Origin of the sequence: Xanthomonas sp., assembly GCF_017163755.1 — a bacterium.
GTDB lineage: Bacteria > Pseudomonadota > Gammaproteobacteria > Xanthomonadales > Xanthomonadaceae > Xanthomonas_A.
In genome coordinates this window covers 107,556-130,626 of the sequence record NZ_JAFIWC010000013.1, presented here as the reverse complement: position 1 = coordinate 130,626, position 23,071 = coordinate 107,556, and the positions used below count along the sequence as shown (strand labels likewise).

Genomic DNA, 23,071 nt, shown 5'->3' with positions numbered 1-23,071 from the left:
CTGCAGCACGCAGTCCAAAGGAGCCCCGCAGCGATGCGGGGCTCTTTTTTTGTGCACGGTGGTATGTGTTCGACGTTTGAGCCGGGACTCGGGACAGGGGACTCGGGACTCGGAAGAGCCGAGAACCGGCCTGCACGCGAGAACCTGCTTTGCGAGTCCCGAGTCCCGCTGCCACAGTTGCATCAGCAACTGTGGCACCCGCAAAAATCCTGTGCTATCAATGCATCCCATGAACGCCAACCGCAGCTTTTATTTTTGGTACTACGGTTTTCCGATGCCGCTGGCGGAGGAAGGAATGCGTTCACCCTGAAGGAAACTTCAGCCGCATCCCCGAAAGCCGCCAGCGAACCTGGCGGCTTTTTTCATGCCGCCGGACCTGGCTCCCCACCCAGACCCCCCGACGAGAGATTCCCATGGCTCCCCACACCGACGATCTGCGCATCCGCAAGATCGAGCCGCTGACCCCGCCCGCCCACCTGTTGTCGCTGCTGCCCTGCGACGAGGAGGCCTCGCAGACGGTGGCCGCCTCGCGCGCGGCGCTGCACGAGATCCTGCACGGCCACGACGACCGCCTGGCGGTGGTGATCGGCCCGTGCTCGATCCACGATCCGGTGGCGGCGATGGAGTACGCGCAGCGGCTGCGCCCGCTGCGCGAGACCTACGGCGATGCGCTGGAGATCGTGATGCGGGTGTACTTCGAGAAGCCGCGCACCACGGTCGGCTGGAAGGGACTGATCAACGATCCGGACCTGGACGGCAGCTTCCAGATCAACAAGGGCCTGCGCGTGGCGCGCGGCCTGCTGCGCGACATCAATCGCCTCGGCCTGCCGGCCGGCGTGGAGTTCCTGGACATCATCTCGCCGCAGTACATCGCCGACCTGGTGGCCTGGGGCGCGATCGGCGCGCGCACCACCGAGAGCCAGGTGCACCGGGAAATGGCGTCCGGGCTGTCGTGCCCGGTCGGGTTCAAGAACGGCACCGGCGGCGACGTCAAGATCGCCGTCGACGCGGTCGGCGCGGCGTCGCATCCGCACCATTTCCTGGCCGTGACCAAGGACGGGCAGACCGCGGTCGCCGCGACCACCGGCAACCCGGATTGCCATGTGATCCTGCGTGGCGGCAAGCAGCCCAACTACGACGCGGCCAGCGTCGAGGCGGCCGGCCTGGCGCTGGAGAAGGCCGGGCTGCCGGCGCGGCTGATGGTCGACGCCAGCCACGCCAACAGCGGCAAGAACCCGGACAACCAGCCGAAGGTGATCGAGGACATCGCCGCGCAGCTGGAAGCCGGGCAGAACCGCATCGTCGGGGTGATGGTGGAAAGCCACCTGCGCGGCGGCCGGCAGGAACTGGTCGACGGCCAGCCGCTGGTCTACGGGCAGAGCATCACCGACGGCTGCCTCGATTGGGACAGCTCGGTGCAGGTGCTGGAGCGGCTGGCGCAGGCGGTGCGCGCGCGGCGCCAGGCGCGGTTGTCGCAGGCGGCCTGAGGGCGCGCGCGCCAGCCGCCTGCGGTGGCGGGGGGCGAAAGACGGCGCAACGTCGATTCGGCGACGCGGTCTCCGCCAGCGAGAGCGGGTGCGGCAGGGGCGGTTTTCCGTCCTGCAATCGCGCATCGCCGGCGCGAAACCCGGTTATGCCCTTGGGGCATCGCGAAGTGCTGGCGGGCAACAGGTGTAGCCACGAGAATCCGCGGCGCAAAAAAACCGGGCCTTGCGGCCCGGTCGGGTGTTGCGATGCTGCATTGGGAAACCCGCCGCGCCATCAAGTCGAAGGGAGAGAGCTTCTTCATCGACGGCAGCCGGCGGGCGATGACGTTATGCGCCTGCGCGATTACCCGCGTATGCCGCCGTGTGGCAGCGCGCGACAAGGTGTTTGGGTTGCGTTAAAGCCGGTTTCGCGGCGATTCAGCCCCGCGGCGCGATTGGAACGACCGGAGCATCTGAACTAGGCAGCCGCCCGCCATCGGCACTTGCCGATCACGGCGCATGCGGCCGAGAGCATGGTCGCCCCTGGCGCAAGCCGCGCGCTCGCCGATAATGCGCCAATGCCCGCCCCCACACCCTGGTTCCTGTATCTGCTCGAATGCCGCAACGGCAGCTACTACGCGGGCATCACCGTCGACCTCGAGGCGCGCTACCAGGCGCATCTGCGCGGTACCGGCGCCAAGTACACCCGCGCCAACCCGCCGCTGCGGCTGCTGGCCAGCCGCGCCTACCCCGACCGCGCCGCCGCCTCGCGCGCCGAATACGCGCTCAAGCAACTGCCGCGCGCGCGCAAGCTGGCGTTTCTGAGCGACCCTACGCTGGCTCCCACGTCGATTGATGCATAGCGGGGCAGTGCAGGCCGGGCTCCGGCTGCATCCGTAGTCGGTCTGCCTCCCTGCTCCGTTCGTCGCGACTGAAGTCGCTCCCACAGGGGCGCTTGCGGCCAGCTGGCTGGGTGCACTGTGGGAGGGGCTTCAGCCCCGACTGTATCCGGAGCAGGCAGGCCCCACCGCTTCGCTCGTCGCGGCTGAAGCCGCTCCTACAAAAAGCGGGGACGCCGCAATTGCGAGAGTGCACAGCATCCGATCAACCCGCCGCGCGCATCGTGCCGGTATCCAGCCAACGCTGGTGCCAGGACAGCGCCTCGGGCAGCAGGTGCGGGGTGTGCTTGCCGTAGCTGTCGTGCAGCGCGCGGTCGAAGTAGTCCTCCAGTTGCGCGCGGTAGCCGGGGTCCACGCAATGGTCGATCAGCTGCCGCGCGCGGTGCCGCGGCGGCAGGCCGCGCAGGTCGGCCAGGCCGTGCTCAGTGACGACGATGGAGACGTCGTGTTCGGTGTGGTCGACGTGGCTGACCATCGGCACGATCGCCGAGATGCTGCCGTGCTTGGCGGTGCTGGGGCTGAGGAAGATGGACAGGAAGCTGTTGCGGGCGAAGTCGCCCGAACCGCCGATGCCGTTCATGATGCGGCTGCCCATCACGTGGGTGGAGTTGACGTTGCCGTACAGGTCGGCCTCGATCATGCCGTTCATCGCGATGCAGCCCAGGCGCCGCACCAGCTCCGGGTGGTTGGAGATCTCCTGCGTGCGCAGGACGATGCGCTCGCGGTAGAAATCGATGTTGCGCTTGAACTCCTCGTTGGCCTCCGGGCTCAGCGCGAAGCCGGTGCACGAGGCGACCTTGAGCACGCCGCTGCGCAGCAGGTCGAGCATGCCGTCCTGGATCACCTCGGTGAAGGCGCTCAGGTCGCGGAAGCCGCTGCTGGCCAGCCCGGCGAGCACCGCGTTGGGGATGTTGCCCACGCCCGACTGCAGCGGCAGCAGGTTGGCCGGCAGCCGGCCCTTGCCCACCTCGTGCTTGAGGAAGTCGATCAGGTGCGCGGCGATGCGCTCGCTGGTGGCATCGGCTGGAGTGAACGGGCTGTTGCGGTCCGGGCCGTGGGTGCGCACCACCGCCACGATCTTGTCCGGGTCGCAGCGCAGCGACGGCTCACCAATGCGGTCGTCGGCGTGCAGCAGCGGGATCGGCTTGCGCTGCGGCGGCAGCGCGGTGCCGTAGTACACGTCGTGCATGCCGTCGATGCCGGCCGGCTGCCAGTCGTTGACCTCGACGATCACCTTCTTGGCCAGGTCCAGCCAGGTCTTGTTGTTGCCGATCGAGGTGGAGGGGACCAGGCTGCCGTCCTCGCGGATGCCGGCCACTTCCACCACCGCGGTGTCGATCTCGCCGTAGAAGCCGAACCACACGTGCTGGGCGACGTGGCTGAGGTGGATGTCGATGTAGTCCAGGGTGCCGGCGTTGATGCGCTGGCGCGCGTCCGGATCGGTCTGGAACGGCATGCGCAGGGCGATGCCGTCGGCCTTGGCCAGCGCGCCGTCCAGTTCCGGCGCGGTGGAGGCGCCGGTCATCAGCTGGATCTTGAACGCCTGGCCCTGCAGGTGCGCCGCCTCGATCCGCTGCGCCAGCGCCATCGGCACCGCCTTCGGGTAGCCGGAGCCGGTGAAGCCGCTCATGGCCACGGTCTCGCCGGGCTGGATCAGCGCGGCGGCGGCTTCGGCGGTGACGATGCGCTCGCGCAGGCGCGGGTGGAGGATCCGTTCGGCGGGCATGGCGGCAATCGGGCAAGAGGGGAGGCGCATTATCGCCGAGCGCGCGCATGCGGCGCGTGCGCAGCGGCGGCGATCACGCCGCGCGCTGGCCGCTTTCACGCGCCTCACGCCGCGCCGCGGCGATAGTGCCGCGGTGCCGCCTTTCGCCCGCTCCCGCCTCGATGCCGTCCGCGACCGTTACCGGCGCTGGCCGCGACGTCGGCGGCGCGCGCTGCTCGGCGTGCTGCTGGCCTACGCCGCCTACCTGCTGCTGGGCAACCTGTACCTCAACACGCCGCTGTTCGAGCTGACCACCAACCGCAAGCCGGAGAAGTTCCGGATGCAGACCGGTCCGGCGGTGACCGTGTTGCCGGGCTTCATCACCGCCTGGGACGTGCGCATGCGCGGCCACGTGCAGCACACGGTATGGACGCTGCGCGCCGACCGCGCCAGCGGCCGCATCGCGTTGTGGCCACTGCTGCATCGCCAGGTGCGCATGCCGTGGCTGGAAGCGGTGAACGTGGTCGGCGAGATCGACCGGGTGGCCGGCGCCATCCCGCCGCCGCCGCAGAGCGACCAGGGCTGGACGCTGCGCTTCGACGCCATCCACAGCGGCACCATCCGCCGCGCGCGCTTCGGCGAGCTGGCGATCGAAGGCAAGGGCAGCGGCACGGTCGGATTCCTCAAACAGCTGCGCGGCGGGCCGTCGGAGCTGTTCCCCTCGCAGATCGCCTTCGACCAGGCCAGCGTGCGTTACGGCAAGCGGCAGGTCTTCGACCAGGCGCATATCGCCACGGCATTCTCGTTCCCGCGCCACTACCGCGCGCAGGCGCCGGGCATCCGCAAGCTCGGCATCGTCGACGCCACGCTGCAGATGAAGGGCCGCAGCGTGGCGCTGCGCATCGATACCGCCGGCGACAACACCCACCTGAGCACCGAGCCCGGCCTGGGCCATGTGCAGGCGGACCTGCGCCTGGCGCGCGGCGAGCTGCAGCCGGGCAGCCGGATCAACTGGCGGGTGCCGCTGCATGCCGGCGTCGGCGCCACCGACCGCGGCGTGCTGACCCTGTTGCTGGATGCCGACCGCGACATCCGCGTGCGCGCGCGCCTGCCCGGCCAGGTGGACCCGCGCAGCATGATCGATGCCGACCTGCGCATCGAAGGGCGCGCGATCCCGTTCGCCGCGCCGCAACAGCTGCTGCCGCGGCTGTCCGGCACGCTGCAGGCGCGCTGGCACTTCGAGTCGCTGAACTGGATCACCGACCTGTTCGTGCGCAAGCCGTGGCTGCGGCTGGAAGGCGGCGGCGATGCCAGCGTGGACCTGCGGCTGGCGCGCGGCGCGCTGCTGCCCGGCAGCCGCCTGGACGTGCCGCAGGTGCGCGCGGTGGCCGAGGTCATGCGCCTGCGCATCGCCGGCCAGGCGCAGGCGGTCGGGCGCATCGTCGGCAGCCGCGAACGGCCGCGCGCGCAGTTGAACGTGCGCATGAGCCAGTTCGCGCTGGCGCCGCTCGCCGAGCCCAAGGCGATCTTCGTGCAGGGCCGCGACCTGCGCCTGGACCTGGACGGCGATGCCGCGTTGTCCAGGCTGCGCGAGTCGCTGGCGGTGCGGCTGCGTTTCGAGCAGGCGCGGGTGCCGGACCTGCGCGCCTACCAGCGCTACCTGCCGCGCTCGCAGGTGCGCATCCTCGGCGGCAGCGGCTGGCTCGGCGGCGACCTGAGCCTGGATGCGGCCGGCGAGATCGGCCACGGCAACCTGCGCCTGCGCGGACAGCAGGCGCGCCTGCAGGCCGTCGGCCTGGACCTGCTCGGCGATCTGGACGTGGATGCGCGGCTCAAGCGCGGCGACCTGCAGGGCAAGCGTTTCGATCTGGGCGGCACCACGCTGGATCTGCGCGGCGTGCGCTACGGCGAGGCGGCCGCGCAGCGCGGCTGGTGGGCCACGCTGCGCGTGCCGCAGGGGCGCATCGCCGCCGCCTCGCCGGCGCAGACGCAGGCCGATGCCAACGCCAGCATCCGCATGCGCGATGCCGGTCCGCTGCTGGCGCTGTTCGCGCAGCGCAGCGACGCGCCGGCCTGGCTGCTGAAGCTGGCCGACGCCGGCCAGCTCGACGCCAGCGGCCAGCTGCGCTGGCGCAAGGACGGACTGTGGCTGGACCGCCTGCACGCGCGCAACGAGCGCGTGTCGCTGCAGGCGCGGCTGCACGTCGCCGACGCAGGCGCGCAGGGCAGCCTGTACGCGCGCTGGGGCGTGCTGGGCGCGGCAGTAGAGCTGAAGGGCGAACAGCGCCAGTGGCATCTGCTCGGCGCGCAGCAGTGGTATGCGCAGCAACCGGACCTGCTGTCGCCGTCGCGCTGAGCCATCGCCGGTGGCCTTTGTGGCAGGCTTTCTGCCGATACCCTCCAACCTGGCACGCCCGCCGCTTCGCTCGTCGCGATAGCCGCAGGCCAGCCCAGGCTCGATCTACGGAGATCGGGCCGCAGCTTCCGCGGAACATGCCGCTTGCGACGTCGGCCCCGCCCGCCATTGCGTTGCAGGAGAGGCTTCAGCCCCGACGCGATCCGCCGTCAAACTCCAGTGGGCTGTCGCGGCTGGAATCGGATGCAGTTGCACCGCGGGTGCGTGAGCGCGCGCGCGGCAGGGCGAGGGCGGGCGAACCACGCGTTGGCGAGTGCTGGCCGGGACGGCGATCGAATTCGGCAGCGCGTTCGGCAACCGTTGCCGACCGGCGTTTCGCCGCGAGATATTTCTCGGGGCCGCGCGCGTCTCGCGTGGCACCGTTTCATGGCGCTACTGAACCGTTGAGTACTATTTTGCAGTGCAGCGTGCAAGTTGCCGCAAGAGTCCGCACGATGGACCTGCATCCCGACGTGGGGGAGGGAGCAGGGCCCGCTGGCAGTTCGCTGCAAGCGGGCTTTTTTTTGCCCGCCGTTTTGAACGCGCAGCGTAACCGTTGAGCGGGGACGCTGCGCCGCGTATCCGCACATGCCGCCGTTGTTCGCCGGAACGCGCCTGTAGGCAGACGAGGGCGGGCGCGGGTACGGCTGCCGCCATCGACGCGTGCCCGCCGAACGGGCCGGTCGAGCCGACGAGCCGCGGCAGGTCATCCGGCGCGCCCGTCTTCTGCCTCCATGCGCCAGGGCCACGGACATGGGACGCCTGGAGCGCGCACTCCGCACGGAACCGCGATGTCGCGACCCGACGCGCGCGGCGCAGCCTGCGCCATGCGCGGCGAAAGCGCATCGCACGCTGCGCGCAGGCGGGGGGGGCGCAAGCGGCCGCGCAGATGCCAGAATCCGCGCATGCCCGATATCTCCGATGCTTCCCTTCCGGCGCCGCTGCAGGCGACGCTCGACCGCGCCCTGGCGCGCATCCGCCAGGCGCTGCCGGCCGCGCAGCGCCTGAGCCCGGCGTTCGAACGGCGCCTGCGCCAGGCGGCGCTGGCCAGCGATTTCTTCGTCGATACGGTGTGCCGGCAGCCCGCGCTGCTGGCGCGGTTCGACGACGAGGATCCGGCGCCGTTGCCGCCGCCGCAACTGGATCCGGCGCAGCCGGCGCAATGGCCGGTGCAGCTGCGCCGCTACCGCGCCGCCGAGTCGGCGCGGCTGGTGTGGCGCGACGTGCTCGGCCTGGACGACGTGGACGCCACGCTGCGCGGCAGCACCCAGCTGGCCGAGCGCTGCCTGCAGCTGGCGCTGGACGCGGTGGAGGCCGAGTTCGCCGTGCGCCATGGCGTGGTCCGCGGCGCCGACGGCAGCGCGCAGCGGCTGGTGGTGTTCGGCCTGGGCAAGCTCGGCGGCGGCGAACTGAATTTCTCCTCCGACATCGACCTGGTCTACGCCTATCCGCAAGGCGGCGAGTCCGATGGCGCGCGCGTACTGGCGGCGGAAGACTATTTCGCCCGGCTCGGCCAACGCCTGGCGCGGCTGCTCGACGACACCACCGCCGACGGCTTCTGCCACCGCGTCGACTTGCGCCTGCGCCCGTTCGGCACTGCCGGCCGGGTGGCGCTGTCGTTCGCGGCGATGGACCAGTACTTCCAGCGCGAGGGCCGCGACTGGGAACGCTACGCCTGGCTCAAGGCGCGCGCGGTGGCCGGCGACATCGAGGCCGGCGAGGCCTGGCTGCAGACGCTGCGCCCGTTCGTCTACCGGCGCTACCTGGACTACACCGCGCTGGACGGCCTGCGCGACATGAAGGCCGCGATCGCCGCCGAGGTGGCGCGCCGCGACATGGTCGACGACATCAAGCGCGGGCCGGGCGGCATCCGCGAGATCGAGTTCCTGGTGCAGTCGCTGCAGCTGATCCGCGGCGGCCGCGAAGCGACGTTGCGCGAGCGGCGCCTGCTGCCGGCGCTGCAGGCGCTGGTCCAGGCGCAGCAGGTGGCGCCGGCCGACGGCGCCGCGCTGGCGCAGGCGTACCGCTTCCTGCGCCGGGTGGAGAACCGGCTGCAGATGCTGGGCGACGCGCAGACCCACGTGTTGCCCGCTGGCGAGGAGGCGCGCGCGCGCATCGCGCTCGGCCTCGGTTATGAGGATTGGGAAGCGTTGCGCGTGGCGCTGGCGGCGCAGCGCGCGCGCGTGGCCGACGAGTTCGCCGCGCTGCTGGCGCCGCGCGTGCCCAGCGCCACGCCCGACGCGCTGTCGGCGTACTGGCGCGCGCTGCCGGACGGCGACGACGCACAGACGCTGGCCGCGGCCGGCTTCGCCGATGCCGATGGCGCGCATCGTTCGCTGCACGACTTCGCCCAGTCGCTGGGGGTCCGGTCGCTGTCGGACAACGCGCGCACGCGCCTGGACCGGGTGCTGCCGGCGCTGCTGCAGGCGGCCGCGCGCTCGCCGCAGCCGGATGCGGCGTTGAAGCGGCTGCTCGGCCTGCTGCAGGCGATCCTGCGCCGCACCAGCTACCTGGCGCTGCTCGACGAACAGCCCAGCGCGCTGGCGCGGCTGGTGGACGTGCTGGCGCGCAGCGCGCTGCTGGCCGAGCGGCTGGTGGCGTTTCCGCTGCTGCTGGACGAACTGCTCGACACCCGCGTCTCCGGGCCGATGCCCGACGCCGCGGCGATGCGCGCGGCCTGCGACGCGGCGATGGCAACGGCGCCGGACGATGCCGAAGCCGCCTTGCGCGCGCTCAACGAGACCCGGCTGGCGCTGAGCTTCCGCATCGCGCTGGCGACGCTGGACCGCCGCCAGCGCGCGGTCGACGGCACCCGCCAGCTGGCCTGGCTGGCCGAGGCGGTGGTGGTGGCGGTGCTGCGCCTGGCGCGCGCCGAGCTGGCCGCGGCGCACGGCGAGGTGCCCGGCGGCGCTTTCGCGATCGTCGGCTACGGCAGTCTCGGCGGGGTCGAGCTCGGGTTCGGTTCCGACCTGGACCTGGTGTTCCTGTACGACCACGCCGCCGGCGTGGAGGCCTCGACCGGACCGCGCCCGCTGGAGGTCACGCGCTGGTTCGCGCGGCTGGCGCAGAAGGTGATCGCGCTGCTCGGCGCGGTCACCGGCGGCGGCCGCCTGTACGACATCGACGTGCGCCTGCGCCCGGACGGCGGCAAGGGCGCGCTGGTGTCCTCGCTGGCCAGCTACACCGACTACCAGCGCGAGCGCGCCTGGACCTGGGAGCACCAGGCGCTGGTGCGCGCGCGCGGCGTGGCCGGCGACGCCGGGCTGCGCGCCGCGTTCGACGCAGTGCGCGACGGCACGCTGGCGCGGGTGCGCGATGCGGCCGCGCTGCGCGAGGACGTGCTGAAGATGCGCGCACGGATGCGCGCCGAACTGGACCGCAGCGATGCGGCGCGCTTCGATCTCAAGCAGGGTGCCGGCGGCCTGGTCGACCTGGAATTCCTGCTGCAGACCGGCGTGCTCGGCGGCGCGGCGCAGACGCCGGCCCTGCTGCTGCCGCGCGACACCCCGGGACTGATCGACGCGCTGGCGGCGGCCGCGTGGTTCGATGCGCCCACCGCCGCGGCGTTGCACCAGGCCCATGCGACGCTGGTCGATGCCGGCCTGGCGTGCATGCTGGACCGGCGCCCGCGCCTGACCGCCAGCACCGACGCGATCGAGCGCGCGCGCGCGGCGATCACCGCCGCGGCGCAGGCCAAGGGGCTGGCGTTCGAGCCGGGGCGCGGCGGACCGTAGCCAGGGCGCACGGCGGGCCGGGTGGGCGGCGATCGCGCACGCGCGCCGGAACGCTCAGGCCGGGTTCCTGTACGGAACGCGTCGTACGAGCCGAGTGGGCGTTCGCTATGGTGGAGGGGGCTTTCCAGCTCAAGATCATGCGATTCCATGCTTCCATGGACGCCGCCGCATCGCTCGCCCTAGCGCTGTCGCCGCGTGGCCGGCGCATCGGCCGCGACGGGCGGCGCCGAGCGCCACAGCAGCGCGCGGAACGGCGCCAGCAGGAACAGTCCCATGCCCAGCTTGACCGCCAGGTCGCCGATGGCCCAGCTGATCCACGGCAGCGCCGCGCCGGCGAAGGCCACGCTCCAGAAGATCGCCGTGTCCAGCGTGGCGCTGCACAGCGTCGCCAGCAGCGGCGCGCGCCACCAGGTGCCGCTGCGCAGCCGGTCGAACACGGTGATGTCCAGCAGTTGCGCGGCGATGAACGCGCTGCACGAGGCCGCGGCGATGCGCGGGGTGGCCAGCCACAGCGACAGCAGCACCGCCAGCGCGAAGCCGCACCACGCCACGCGCCGCGCCGCGCGCGGGCCGAAGCGGCGATTGATCAGGTTGCTGACCAGGAACGCCAGCGGATAGCTGAAGGCGCCCCAGGTCAGCCAGTCGTTGATCGGGAACTGCACCAGCACGTTGGACAGCAGCACCACCGCGCCCATCGCCAGCACCGCCAGCAGCAGGGCGCGCGCAGTCGGCGCGGCGAACACGGGCGGTGGCGGGGACGATGGAGGCACGGGCGGCTACGGCGAGGCGAAGCGGCGCATTATCGCGAAGCGGCCGCGCCGCGGCCAGCACCGATGCCCGCGGATTTCCGCGTCCTTGTAGGAGCGGCTTCAGCCGCGACAAGCGGAGCGGCGGACTCGACGGCTCGGACAGTATCTGGGCGGAAGCCTCCTGCAGCGCACCCAGCCAGCTCACCGCAAATCCCCCTGTGGGAGCGACTTCAGTCGCGACGAGCGAAGCGGTGGGCCGGACATCTTCGGACGATGGCGGCACTGAAGCTCCTCCCACAATGCAGCCGGCATCTCGCCGCAAGCGCCTGTAGGAGCGGCTTCAGCCGCGACAGGTAGCATCCGTAGTGCCTGTCGCGGCTGAAGCCGCTCCTACACGAAACAGTGTCTTCGCGCGGAGCGCCAACCCATCAGCGCGCGCGCGACACCGCCGCCCCGTCCACCGCGGCGCGTCCCACGGCCGGGTCGTCGGTGAAGAAGCCATCGATGCCCGCGGCCAGGTAGGCGCGGATCTCGGCGATGCTGCCGTCGCGGTTGGCCGCGCCCGCGCCGCGCCCGTCCTGCAGCGCCTCGGGCAGGAAGTGGTTCTCCGGGCGGAACGTGTACGGCATCACCTGCAGGCCGGCGGCATGCGCCTCGGCGACCAGCGCGGTCGGCGCGCCCAGCGCGCCGTCGGCGCCCAGCGGGATCACGCTGCGCAGGCTGGGACCGACCAGCTGCGCGTAGCCGGCGATCGCGCGCAGGCCCTGCCTGCCCGCCATCGCCGCGTAGGTCGGTGCGTCCGCCGGCTGGTCGGCCGGGCGCTGGTCGGGGTCGCCGAGCAGTTGCACCAGGCGGATGTTCGGATGCGCATCGCCGAGCTTGCCGTGCAGGTAGCGCAGGTTGCCCACCTCGAACGACTGGATCACCACCGGCGCCTGCCGCGTATAGGCGTGCGCGGCCAGCGTCGCCAGCAGCGTGTCCTCCATCGCCAGGTCCAGCGAGCGGAAGTAGCTGCCGTGCTTGATCTCCGGAATCAGCCCGATCGTGCGCCCGCGCGTGGCCGCCTCGGCGGCAACGAAGTCGATGATCTCCTCCAGCGTCAGCAGCTGGAACTGCCCGTCCAGCGCGGTGCTGCGCAGCTGCGGCAGGCGTTCGCGCGCGCGCAGCGTCTTCAGTTCGGCCAGGGTGAAGTCCTCGGTGAACCAGCCTTCCACGCGCTCGCCGTCGATGGTCTTGACCGTCTTGCGCGCAGCGAACCGCGGATGCGCGGCCACGTCGGTGGTGCCGCCGATCTCGTTCTCGTGGCGCGCCACCAGCGCGCCGTCGCGGGTGGCCACCAGGTCCGGCTCGATGTAGTCGGCGCCGTCGGCGATCGCCTGGGCGTAGGCCGCCAGCGTGTGCTCCGGGCGCAGCGCGCTGGCGCCGCGGTGCGCGATCACCAGCGGCTTGTCCGCATCCGGGGCAGCGGCCGGCGCCGCGGTAACCGACAACGCCATCGAACATCCCAGCAACCAGGTCATCGGCTTCATCATCGCATGCGGTTCCCAGCGGAGTGTGCGCAGGATGCGCAGGTTCAAAAGCGCGCGTCCAGGGTCAGGAACAGCTGCCGCGGCGCGCTGGCGTGGAACGCCAGCTGGCGCCCGTTCGGGTCGCTGTTGGCGAACGCGGTGAGGTTGGAGGCGTGGCGCTTGTCGGTAAGGTTGGTCGCGTTCACCGACAGCTTCAGCCCCTGCAGGAACGACACCGCGCCGAAATCGTAGCCGGCGCCGGCATCGAACGACGTGTAGCCGCCGAAGCCCTGGTCGTTGGTGTAGGTGTAGTAGCGCTGGCCGGTGTACTTGCCGCGCAGGTTCACGTTCCAGCCGGCGTAGTTCCAGCTGATCTCGCTGGCGAACATGCGCTTGGGCGTGTCCACCGTGTACTTGCCTTCGGTGGGGATGGTCACGCCGTTCTGCACGTAGTCGTCGTCGTAGGTGGAGCGGTTGAACGAGGCCGAGTTGTACCACTGCAAGTGCGCGTTGGGTTTCCAGATCAAGGTCAGCTCGCCGCCGCGGCTGCTCACCGAGCCGACGTTGAAGAAGCGCGTGGTGCAGGCCGGCGAGGTGCCCTGCTGGATGCTCGGGCACGGGTTGAGCGAGAGCAGGCGGTTGTCGAAGGTGACGTCGTAGCCGACCAGCGAGGCTTCGAAGCGGTCGCGCACCAGCCGGTAGCCGGCCTCGAAGGTGCGCGACTTCTCCGGCTCCAGCTGGCCGCGGCTGGCGTCGAAGGACGCCTGCGTCACCAGCAGCGGGCCGCCGGCGCCGCCGCCCTGGAACGCGGCGATGTTCTCGGCATAGGAAGCGAACAGCTCCTGCCCTTCGGCCAGGCGGTAGCCCACGCCGATCTGCGGCAGCGCCGATTCGCTGGCCTTGAGCGTGCCGGTGGCCACCGGCGCTTCCACCGCCACGCCCGGCGTCTCGCGCGCGGTCATCTCGGTGTGCGGGCTCTTGACCCCCAGGTCCAGGCTCAGGCGCCCGTCGAGGAACCGGAAGTTGCCCTGCAGGTACACCTGCCGCGTGGTGATGAGGTAGTTCTGCGAGAACAGGCGCCGGTCCGGTCCGCCGAGGAAGGTGTCGTCGTCGATCGGCCCGTCGATCCAGTAGAAGTTGCGCTCCACGTCGTGGTGGTTGCGCTCGTACCACAGCCCGGCCTCCAGGTGGTGCGGGCCCAGCTCCCAGCCCAGCGAGGCGATGCCGCCGGTGCGGTTGATCCAGTAGTTGGTGCTGCGGATGGAGATCGGCAGCGCCTGCGGCGTGCCCGGGTTGGACGCCTGGCCCGGCGACCACCAGTGGCCCTGGCCCTGGTTCTCGTGGTGGTACAGCTGCGTGTGCAGGGAGATCGCGTCGTTGGGCTGGATGTCCGCGGCCACGTAGTACAGGTCGTCGTCGCGCAGCGCGCGGCTCTGGTAGTACGCATCGTCGATGTTGTCCACGCCGCCGCTGAAGGCGCAGCGGCCGGGGTCGCGCGTGGCCGGCGCGCAGTAGGCCGCGGCCAGCGCGCGGTTCCAGTCCGGCGCGTACAGGTTCCAGTCCCAGCCCAGGCCGCGCGCCATGCCGCTCTTGGACAGGTAGGCGTAGTCGGCCTGCGAGGTGCGCGAGGTGTCGACGAACGCGGTCAGCTTGCCGCCGTCGAACTGGTACACGCCCTTGGCGTTGAACTGGCGCGTGGTGGTCGGCGACTCCGGGCGCGCCCACATGTCGGCCTCGGCGCTGATGCCGGACAGGTAGGCGGAAAAGCCGTTGTGCTCGCCGGTGTCCACGCGCAGGTAGGTGCGGCGGTTGGCGTCCGAACCTACGGTCTGCGCCACGCGCCCGCCGAACACCGCGGACGGGTCGTCGGTGTAGTACTGCAGCGTGCCGCCGAGGTTGCTGGTGGACGCGGTGCCCAGGCTGCCGATGCCCGAGGCCAGCTCCACGCCGCCGAAGTTCTCGGCGATCAGCGCGCGGCTGATGTTCAGGCCGTTGTAGTTGCCGTAGGCGTTGTCGCCCAGCGGCAGCCCGTCGAGGGTGTAGCCCAGGCGGGTGCCGTTGAAGCCGCGCAGGCTGATGGTCTGCGCCTCCTCGTTGGCGCCGAACGCGTCGTTGGACTGCACGTTGACCCCCGGAATACGGTTGAGCAGCTTCTGGATGCTGGTGCCCGGCGGCAGCACCGGCACGTCCTGCCGCGCGATGCGCTGCACCTGGCGGGTCTCGCCCTGGCCGATCACCGACACCGCATCGAGCTGGCGCACGTCGCGGTCGGCACTGGAACCGGCATCGGTGGCGTCGGCCGGCGCGGTGGCGGCGGAAGGATCGGCGGCCTGCGCGGCGGCGGGCAGCAGGGCGAGCGCCAGCGCGGCGGCGAGCGGATAGGGACGGAGCATCGGCGGTTCCATGGCAGCGGGGAGGTGGAACCGGCCGGCGCACGTGGTGCGGGGGCACGCGCATGGCCGTATGGAGCGATGCCGGTTTCCTGCGCCAGGGTGTTGCAGGACTGTTAACGGCACATGCAACGCCGCTGACGTCCGGATGACAGCGGCCGCCATTGCGACCGTGTTCCGTCGTCGCAGTGACCTGCGTAGGCGCGCGTTTGCGAGAGCGGCTCAGGTGTCACGCCAGGCGACGCGCATCGTTCGCGACGGAGGCAGCGAGCCCATCAGGCCGGGGAAGTCGCGGAAGGACTGGATCGACGCGTCCGGCGAGAGGTCGCGGAAATGGTCGATCGGCTGCCCTTCGTGCAGCGACCCCTCCGTGTGCTGGGCGAAGCAGCCGATACGCAGGTCCGGGTGCGCGCTGCGCTCGCCGCTTGGAGCCGCGCCCGATCGGCGGACCCGGCAGGGCTCGCTATGCGCCGTCCAGACCCAGCCGCGCACGCACCTGCGCGGCGATGCGCGCGGTTTCGCGCAGCGGCTCGATGGTGGCGGCGTCGAGGTGCGCATCGTCCAGCGCCGCGTCATGTACCCGGCCGCGCGCGCGCAAGGCGTCGTGGAAGGCGCGTATCCGGCCGCGCGCGGTGGCGGCCAGCGCGATGTGCACCGGCGCGCGCGTGGCACAGGCCTCGGACAGCAGGTTCACCGAATCGGGCGTGCAGACGATGCGTTCGGCCCAGCCGAGCAGGCCCGCGTAGGGATTGGGGCCATCGGCATCGCCGCACCACACCACGCCCGGCACCGATGCCAGCGCCGCGCGCAGCGCCGCGGCCACCGCGGGCGGGGTGCGCCGCGAGGTGGTGGCCAGCACGCTGCCGCCGCGGGCCGCGGCCTGCGCGGCCAGTTGCCGGAACAGCGCCGCGGCCGCATCGTCGGTCCACGGCGCCAGCGGCGCGGGGCCGCCGAGCAGCAGCGCGGTGCGCGGCGACGGCAGCGCGGCCAGCGCCGGATGCGCGATGCGCGCGGCGTCCAGCCAGGCGTCGTCCACTGGATGCAGGCTGCCGAGCAGGCGCAGCACGTTGTCGCCACGCAGCCGGTCGTGCTCGGGCACCACCAGCAGGTCCCAGTGGCGCGGCGACAGGCGCGGGTCGAGGATCTGCACCACGCGGCTGCCGCGCGCGCGCAGCAGCCGCGTGGCCAGCGCCGCCTGGCGGCCGCAGCCCACCGCCAGCGGCGGCGGCTGCCGCAGCAGCGCGGCGAACGCCTCGCCCAATCCGTGCCCGGCGCCCGGCAGCCGGCGCGGCGCCAGCCAGCGCCAGGGCATGTGCGGTTGCAGCACCAGCGACGCGGCGGACTCGCCGGCAGCCGCATCGGCGAGCGCCGCGGCCAGCGCCTCGGCCTGGCGGACATTGCCCGCGCGGCCGTCGGTAATCGCCCAGGGCGCGCTCGATCGTTTCACGTTTGGCATTAATCCGTTGCAGCGAGGCTGGGTGTTGCGGCTATCGCACCACTCTACACTGGCCGCCCAGCCGTCGAGACGGGCCGCCTCCTGCGGCCGACCCCTCCGCGGCCTCCTCCCTCTTCGACAGGAAACCTTATGTCCGACGCCTTGAACGACGCCGCCCTGGACCAGCTGTTCCGCACCGCGCGCACCCAGAACGCCTTCCTCGACAAGCCCGTAGACGAGGCCAGCCTGCGCGCGCTGTACGACCTGGCGAAGTGGGGCCCGACCGCGGCCAACGGCTCGCCGGCGCGCCTGGTCTTCGTGACCTCCGCCGCGGCCAAGGAAAAGCTCCGTCCGGCGCTGTCCGAAGGCAACCTGGCCAAGACCCTGGCCGCGCCGGTCACGGTGATCGTCGGCTACGACGAGGATTTCCATGAGAAGCTGCCGTACCTGTTCCCGCACGCCGACGCCAAGAGCTGGTTCGACGGTCCGCGCGAAGGCCGGCGCGAGTCGGCGTTCCGCAACAGCTCGCTGCAGGGCGCCTACCTGATGCTGGCGGCGCGCGCGCTGGGGCTGGACGTGGGACCGATGTCCGGTTTCGACAACGCCAAGGTCGACGAGGCCTTCTTCCCCGGCACCGCGATCAAGTCCAACTTCCTGTTCAACCTGGGCTATGGCGATCCCAAGGGCCTGTTCCCGCGCTCGCCGCGCCTGAGCTTCGACGAAGCGGCGCGTATCGACTAAGCGCGGTCGTATCGACTACAACTGCTTCACCGCCGTGCCTGCGCCTGGCGCCGTTCCATCCCTCGTTGATCCCTTTTGGAGAGTTGCCGATGAACCGTACCCGCAAACTGCTGCTTCCGCTCGCCCTGGCCCTGGCCGTCGTCGTCGCCCAGCCGGCCACCACCGCCTTCGCCGCCCCGGCCGCCGCCGCGGTCAAGGGCACCACCGGCACCTACAAGCTCGACCCGACCCACACCGATGTGCTGGTGCAGTGGAACCACCTGGGCTTCTCCAACCCCAGCGCGCATTTCGGCAACGTCGACGGCACCCTGGTGTACAACGCCGAGGACGTGAGCAAGTCCAGCGTGCAGGTGACCCTGCCGCTGTCGGGCCTCAACAGCTTCACCGCCAAGTTCGACGAGCACCTGATGAGCGGCGATTTCTTCGACGCGGCCAAGTTCCCGTCGGCCAGCTTCAAGAGCACCAAGGTGAGCGCGGCCGGCAGCAACAAGCTCACCGTGGTCGGCGACCTGACCGTCAAGGGCGTGACCAAGCCGGTGACGCTGGCGGTGACCATCAACGGCGCCGGCCAGCACCCGATGAAGAAGGTGCCGGCGATCGGCTTCGACGCCAGCACCACGATCAAGCGCAGCGACTTCGGCCTGGGCGCCTACGTGCCGAACGTCAGCGACGAAGTGAAGATCCACATCACCACCGAGGCGCTGCAGGCGGCGAAGTAAGCCCTACGCCAGGCGGGCGGCGGCCCAGTGCCGTCGTCCGCCGCGCAACGCAAAAGCCCGCCATTCGGCGGGCTTTTTTTATCGGTCGGGCAAGGCCTGGCCGGCACCGTGTTGTCCGCGCGCCTGGCGCCACTGCATGAGCTGCTTCAGCTGCGACCCGCCGATGACGCATCGCGGCCAACGACTCGATGCCGCCGCCCGGGTCGCTCGCGTGCCGCCCGAGCAGAGCAAGGCGCGCGGACTCGAAGACATCGCAGGCGAGTGGCAGACCCTCGCATCGCCGCCTGCTGCGCCCGGCCCCACGCGGCAGCGGATCAGTCGTGTTCGTGCGCTTCCTGGTGCGCGGACTTCCAGTACCCCGTCGCGCGGATCCAGTCCTTGGGCACGTTGAGCCGGCCCTCGACGAACTTGCGCATCATCCGCGCGCGGCCCGATTCGCAGGCGATCCAGTAGAACGCATCGCCTGGCGGCGCCTCGAAATCGCGCAGCGCATCCTCCAGCAGGTGGCTGCTGTGCACGTCCACGCCGTTGCGTTCCAGCCAGCGCACGCGCACCTGCGCCGGCGACGGCAGCGCCTGGCGGTCGGCCTGCCCGGATACCTCGATCAGCGCCTGCACCTGCGCGCGCGCCGGCATCTGCGCCAGCCAGCGGCCGATCGCCGGCAGCGCGGTCTCGTCGCCGATCAGCACGTAGTGGTCGAAATCGTCGGCGGCCACGAACGAGCCACGCGGGCCGCCCACCGCCAGCGGATCGCCCGGGTTGGCACGCGCCGCCCAGTGGCAGGCCGGGCCGTCGCCGTGCAGCACGAAATCCAGGGTCAGCTCCTGCGCCTGCGCGTCGTAGTGGCGCGGCGTGTAGTCGCGCGCCGGCGACGGCAGCGCGCCGGGCGGGTACACCGGGCCGTCGGCGGTCAGCGTCGGCACCACGATCGCGCCATCGGCGTTGGGGAAGAACAGCTTGACGTGATCGTCCGGGCTGGCGCTGACGAAGCCTTCCAGCTCCGGGCCGCCGACCACGATGCGGCGCATGTGCGGGGTCAGCGGCTGGGTGCGCAGCACCTTCAACTGCCGCAGCTTCAGTGGATGGCGCAGCATCCGGTGTTCGTGCGCGGTCATGCGGAATCCTCCAGGGAAAAGGGCGCGGCGTGCGACGCCGGCGAAAGCGGGACCAGGCCGTAGCCGTGGCGCGCGGCAAGCCGCGCCAGGCGCGCGAGCGCCGGATCGGGGCACGGCGGCGGCACGGCGACGGTTTCGCGCCAGCGCCACTGCATGCGCCCGTGCGGGGCGACCGACACGCCCAGCAACGCCTGCCGTTCCAGCTCGCGCAACACGCGGTAAACGGTGGCCAGGCTCAGCCGCGGATGCGTGCGCAGCAGCGCGCCGTGCAGGCGGATCGCATCGATCGGCGCGCGCTGCGCGCGCAAGGCCGCGATCACCGCGCAGCGCGGGGCGGTGACGCGCAGCCCTGCGCGGCGCAGCAGCGGCGCGACTGCCGTGGCGCGGGCCTCACGCATCCTCGTCGTGCTCCATGCGGTCGGCGGCGTGGTCCAGCAGCGCGGCCACGCGCGCGATCTCGGCCTCGGTCCAGCGCCCGTGGCGAGCCAGCAGCGCGTGCTTGATCCGGCGGATCGCCTCGCGCACCGGCGCCGGCACGTTGGCCCGGGCGATGGCGCGCGCGCTGTGGTGGGTGCGTTCGACCGCCGCGTCGAGCTCCTCGCGGTGCGCCTGCACGAAGGCCAGGCCGTCGGCGGTGATTGCGTAGCGCTTGCGCCCGGCGTCGGCGTCGGCCTGCACCAGCCCCTGCGCCTCCAGCTGCGCCAGGGTGGGGTAGATGGCGCCGGCGCTGGGCGTGTACAGGCCGTGGAACAGCTCGGCGATCGCGCGGATCAGCTCGTAGCCGTGGCGCGGCTGCGCCTGGATCATCGCCAGCAGCAGCAGGCGCAGGTCGCCATGGCCGAGCGGGCGCCCGCCGCGCCCGCCACGGCGCTCGCGTCCGCCGCGGATCTCGTCGAACAGGCGATGGTGGGGGCGGGGCGGGGAGTCGGGCGGACGGCGCATGGTTTCGATATGTCTAATTTGTGGAAAAGATATATCTAAGTCGGGGTGTGGGGCAAGCGCTGATCGGGCGCGGGACAGTGTCGGGAAGGGAATGCGTTCAGGTAGCGGGCGCCGCCTGGTCTGCGACCGCAAGCGGCTACCCGTGCGCTCCCGCACAGGAAGCCGCTGGAGCGAAGCGGCGCACTGGCTGCGCCGACGATGCCCTGTAGGAGGGGCTTCAGCCCCGACCGTTTCCGGAGCAGACGATTCGCCGGCTTCGGTTGTCGCGGCTGAAGCCGCTCCTACAAAAAGCAGCAGACAGGCGGCTGGTGCGCTATGGGATGCACTGTAGGAGGGGCTTCAGCCCCGACTGTTTCCGGAGGCAGAAGATTCGCCGGCCTCGGTTGTCGCGGCCGAAGCCGCTCCTACAGACGAGCGGGCAGGCGGCTGGTCCAGAGCCCGGATCAACCGCCAGCGCGGCTACGCGTTGCCGCCTTCCTCGATCACCCGCCGCTGCATCTCGTCCAGGTAGTCGTCCAGTTCCTGCAGCGAGGTGAATATCTCGTTCAACGGCACCGCCTTGACCAGGTCGAATACCTTGCGGATCTGCGGTTGCGGGTTCACCACCAGCACCCGGCCCTCGCGCGTGGCCAGCACCTTGCGCGCCTTGAAGATCGAGCGGATCCCGGCGCTGCTGATGTAGTCCAGCCCCGACAGGTCCAGCACCAGCGTGTCGATGGTGGTCGCCAGCAGCGGCGCCAGCGCCTCGTCCAGCGACGGGTAGGTATGCGTGTCCAGGCGTCCGCTCAGGGTCAGGCGTTGGCGCGTGCCTTGCGCCGGGTCGATCTGCAGGCTCAGCGTGGTCATGGGGAAGACTCCTGGGGGGCGAGGTCGAAGGGCTGCAGCAAGGTGATGCGCACGACATTGCGGCCGGCGTCGTGACGGTAGTCGATCTGGTCGGCCAGCTGCTGCACCAGGTGCAGGCCCAGCCCGCCGATCGGGCGGTCGCAGATGTCCGCGTCCAGGTCCGGCGGCGGCGCGCAGCGCGGGTCGAACGCCGGGCCGCTGTCGAAGAACTCCAGCACCAGCGCGCCGGTGTCCACCTGCAGCGTCACCTCCACCGGCGCCTGCTCGGCCGCCGCCAGGTGGCCGTGCTCGAGCGTGTTGCAGGCCAGCTCCTCCACGATCAGCCGCGCGCGGCCCACCCGCTCGCGCGCCACGCCGTGGCGCAGCAGCGCGTCCTCCAGCGCGTCGGTCATCTGCGCCAGCGTCGCCAGGGCGGGCGCCATCTGCAGCCGCAGCCTCATGCCGTGTCCTCCTCGGTCGCATCCTGGCGCATACGGATCGCCAGCAGCGTAATGTCGTCCGAACGCGGTGCCTCGCCGGTGAAGGCGTGCACGTCGTCCAGCACCCGCGCGCACTGCGCCTGCGCGTCCACGCCGCCGCGCACCGCGGCCAGCAGCCGCGCGCTGCCGTAGGGCCGGTTGTCCGCGTCCATCGCCTCGGTGATGCCGTCGGTGTAGCTGAGCAGGGTGGCGCCGGCGGCCAGGCGCCCGCGCACCACCGGGTAGCGGTCCTGCGGCTCGATGCCCAGCGGTGGGCCCGACTCCAGCCGCAGCAGCGCCGCGCGGCCGTCGGCGCCGAGCAGCAGCGGCGGCTCGTGGCCGGCGCTGGCCAGCCAGTAGTCGCCGCTGTGCACGTCGATCAGCCCGCACAGCACGGTGGCGAACATGCAGGTGTCGTTACCTTGCGCCATGCGGTGCGAGGCGGCGATCAGGATCGCATCGGGGCGCGTGTGCCGGCGCGCGGCCACTTCCAGCACGGTCATCGCCCGCGCCATGAACAGCGCCGCCGGCACGCCCTTGTCCGACACGTCGCCGACCACGAACCACAGCAGCCCCGGCTCGGTCTCGAAGAACTGGTAGAAGTCCCCGCCCACCATCGTCGCCGGCTCCAGCAGCGCGTAGGTTTCCAGGTGCTTGTGCGCGCTGTCGAAGGTGCGCCCGCTGGGCAGCATCGCCTGCTGGATGTCGCGCGCGATCGACAGTTCGCTCTGCATGCGCTGCCGCGCCTGCGCCAGCGTGGCGATCTCGTCCAGCTGCAGCTTGATCGAACCGCGCGCCGCGTCGAACGCGCGCGCCATCACCCCCACCTCGTCCTCGCGCTCCACGTGCCGCAGCGGGTAGTCGAACTCGCCGCGGCTGAAGTGCTCGGCCGAATTGGTCAGGTCCTCGATCGGCGCGGCCAGCCGCGCGGCGTAGCGGCGCAGCAGCCACAACCACAGCAGCAGCCCGGTGCCGCCGCCCAGCGCCACCCACAGCGCGATGCGGTTGAGCCCGGCCACGATGTAGCTCTCCGACACCGACAGCGCGAAGGTCCAGCCGGTGTCGCCCACCGCCGCGCTCTGGGTCAGGTAGCGCTCCCCGTCCGGCGCGGTGTGGTCGAAGCGTAGCGGCGTGTGCCTGCCCACCGCGGCGGCCAGCGGCGCCAGGTCCGGCCGCGAGCGCGCCACGTGCGCGTCCAGCGTGCGGCGGAAGCGCAGCGCCGGGTCAGGGTGCAGCACGAACAGCCCGTCCGGCGACAGCAGCATCGGCTGCAGCCCGGCGCTGGCCGGCAGCTCGCCGACGATGTCGCGCAGCCGCCGCACCGGCACGTCCACGCTGACCATGCCGATCGCGCGCATGCCGGGGCCGTCGCCGGGCAGGCGCAGCGGCAGGTTGTAGGTGGTCAGGAACTCGCCGTCGGTGGAGGCGTCGCTGTACGGCTCGGACCACCACGGCGCCGGCGCGTCCAATGTGCGGCGGTACCACGGCATGGTGCGGTAGTCGAAACCCAGCTCCTCGGGCGCCTGCTCCACGATGCCGCGGCGCGCGCGGCGCAGGTGCCAGGCGAAGCCGCGGTCGTCGCCCTTCAGCGCGCCCGGCTCGATCACCAGCAGCGCCCCGGCGATGTCCGGGTCCCCGTCCAGGGTGGCGTGCAGCAGGGTGCGCAGGTTGAACGGCTGCCGGCCCACGCCGGCGGCGCTGGCGGCCAGCGTGCGCCCGCTGACCTGCACCGAACCCAGCGTGGCGGCCAGGCTGCGCGCGGTCTGCTGCGCCAGGCCGGCGGCTTCCTCGCGCGCGTTGTCGATCACCACCTGGCGCGCGCCCAGGTAGAACAGCACCGCCAGCGTGGCCAGCAGCGCGGCCTGCAGCAGGCTGCCCGACAGCACCAACCGCGTGCGCAGGCTGCGCCGCCAGGGCACTGCGGGCACGTCGGACGGTGACGGCAATGCGGCGATGGCGGCGGCTCCGG

General features: G+C 71.7%; 17 protein-coding genes. 6 read left to right on the top strand and 11 right to left on the bottom strand.

The features are described 5' to 3' along the window. Positions 1 to 413: 413 nt before the first annotated feature. Together JR065_RS10740 and JR065_RS10735 are read left to right on the top strand one after the other, a co-directional pair. The gene (locus tag JR065_RS10740; protein WP_206234129.1) at positions 414 to 1,487 is read left to right on the top strand and encodes a 3-deoxy-7-phosphoheptulonate synthase; all 1,074 of its coding nucleotides are present in this window, start codon (positions 414 to 416) and stop codon (positions 1,485 to 1,487) included. Between the two features lie 557 nt (positions 1,488 to 2,044). Beyond that, positions 2,045 to 2,329 carry a GIY-YIG nuclease family protein gene (locus JR065_RS10735; protein WP_206234128.1) on the top strand — a complete coding sequence of 95 codons (285 nt, stop codon included), beginning with the start codon at positions 2,045 to 2,047 and terminating at the stop codon, positions 2,327 to 2,329. 241 nt (positions 2,330 to 2,570) lie between these two features. Here the strand turns inward: JR065_RS10735 and JR065_RS10730 are convergent, their stop codons facing one another. Further along, on the bottom strand, positions 2,571 to 4,091 hold the full coding sequence (locus JR065_RS10730; protein ID WP_206234127.1) for an acetyl-CoA hydrolase/transferase family protein: 1,521 nt from the start codon (positions 4,089 to 4,091) through the stop codon (positions 2,571 to 2,573). On the opposite strand from JR065_RS10730, the gene JR065_RS10725 reads away from it, so the two are divergent. Both JR065_RS10725 and glnE read left to right on the top strand, forming a co-directional pair. Further along, the gene (locus JR065_RS10725; RefSeq protein ID WP_429001858.1) at positions 4,090 to 6,426 is read left to right on the top strand and encodes a hypothetical protein; all 2,337 of its coding nucleotides are present in this window, start codon (positions 4,090 to 4,092) and stop codon (positions 6,424 to 6,426) included. The two genes, JR065_RS10730 and JR065_RS10725, sit on opposite strands and share 2 nt — an antisense overlap. 944 nt (positions 6,427 to 7,370) lie before the next feature. Next, entirely contained in the window at positions 7,371 to 10,199 is a 2,829-nt protein-coding gene (glnE, locus tag JR065_RS10720; protein ID WP_206234125.1) for a bifunctional [glutamate--ammonia ligase]-adenylyl-L-tyrosine phosphorylase/[glutamate--ammonia-ligase] adenylyltransferase, read from the top strand. A 179-nt stretch (positions 10,200 to 10,378) separates the two neighbouring features. On the opposite strand, the gene JR065_RS10715 is transcribed toward glnE, so the two are convergent. From JR065_RS10715 to JR065_RS10700, 4 genes are all read right to left on the bottom strand, one after another. After that, entirely contained in the window at positions 10,379 to 10,894 is a 516-nt protein-coding gene (locus JR065_RS10715) for a VUT family protein (protein WP_206234149.1), read from the bottom strand. 482 nt (positions 10,895 to 11,376) lie between these two features. After that, positions 11,377 to 12,480 (bottom strand): glycerophosphodiester phosphodiesterase, encoded by a 1,104-nt coding sequence (locus tag JR065_RS10710; RefSeq protein WP_206234148.1) that lies wholly within the window; start codon positions 12,478 to 12,480, stop codon positions 11,377 to 11,379. A gap of 41 nt (positions 12,481 to 12,521) precedes the next feature. Further along, a complete protein-coding gene (locus tag JR065_RS10705; protein ID WP_206234124.1) occupies positions 12,522 to 14,849 on the bottom strand; it encodes a TonB-dependent receptor in 2,328 nt (775 codons plus the stop codon). Positions 14,850 to 15,309: 460 nt separating this feature from the next. Further along, positions 15,310 to 16,302: a mitochondrial fission ELM1 family protein gene (locus JR065_RS10700; RefSeq protein WP_206234123.1), complete on the bottom strand. Its 993-nt coding sequence runs from the start codon at positions 16,300 to 16,302 to the stop codon at positions 15,310 to 15,312. Positions 16,303 to 16,431: 129 nt separating this feature from the next. Here JR065_RS10700 and JR065_RS10695 point away from each other — a divergent pair, with 129 nt between their 5' ends. Beyond that, positions 16,432 to 17,022 (top strand): malonic semialdehyde reductase, encoded by a 591-nt coding sequence (locus JR065_RS10695; protein WP_206234121.1) that lies wholly within the window; start codon positions 16,432 to 16,434, stop codon positions 17,020 to 17,022. Between the two features lie 89 nt (positions 17,023 to 17,111). Next, complete coding sequence (locus JR065_RS10690) at positions 17,112 to 17,741, top strand: YceI family protein (RefSeq protein ID WP_206234120.1); 630 nt, start codon at positions 17,112 to 17,114, stop codon at positions 17,739 to 17,741. Positions 17,742 to 18,055: 314 nt separating this feature from the next. Here JR065_RS10690 and JR065_RS10685 read toward each other — a convergent pair whose 3' ends face one another. From JR065_RS10685 to JR065_RS10660, 6 genes are all read right to left on the bottom strand, one after another. Next, positions 18,056 to 18,856 carry a siderophore-interacting protein gene (locus tag JR065_RS10685; protein WP_206234119.1) on the bottom strand — a complete coding sequence of 267 codons (801 nt, stop codon included), beginning with the start codon at positions 18,854 to 18,856 and terminating at the stop codon, positions 18,056 to 18,058. Then, positions 18,853 to 19,254, bottom strand: coding sequence for a transcriptional repressor (locus JR065_RS10680; RefSeq protein ID WP_206234118.1), 402 nt, complete (start codon positions 19,252 to 19,254; stop codon positions 18,853 to 18,855). The genes JR065_RS10685 and JR065_RS10680 overlap by 4 nt, the downstream gene beginning before the upstream one ends. Further along, the gene (locus JR065_RS10675) at positions 19,247 to 19,798 is read right to left on the bottom strand and encodes a PadR family transcriptional regulator (RefSeq protein ID WP_206234117.1); all 552 of its coding nucleotides are present in this window, start codon (positions 19,796 to 19,798) and stop codon (positions 19,247 to 19,249) included. The genes JR065_RS10680 and JR065_RS10675 overlap by 8 nt, the downstream gene beginning before the upstream one ends. A 459-nt stretch (positions 19,799 to 20,257) precedes the next feature. Next, on the bottom strand, positions 20,258 to 20,644 hold the full coding sequence (locus tag JR065_RS10670) for an STAS domain-containing protein (RefSeq protein ID WP_206234115.1): 387 nt from the start codon (positions 20,642 to 20,644) through the stop codon (positions 20,258 to 20,260). Beyond that, complete coding sequence (locus JR065_RS10665; RefSeq protein ID WP_206234114.1) at positions 20,641 to 21,084, bottom strand: ATP-binding protein; 444 nt, start codon at positions 21,082 to 21,084, stop codon at positions 20,641 to 20,643. The genes JR065_RS10670 and JR065_RS10665 overlap by 4 nt, the downstream gene beginning before the upstream one ends. Further along, a complete protein-coding gene (locus JR065_RS10660) occupies positions 21,081 to 23,057 on the bottom strand; it encodes a SpoIIE family protein phosphatase (RefSeq protein WP_343237263.1) in 1,977 nt (658 codons plus the stop codon). Before JR065_RS10660 ends, JR065_RS10665 begins: the two co-directional genes overlap by 4 nt. Positions 23,058 to 23,071 lie beyond the last annotated feature (14 nt).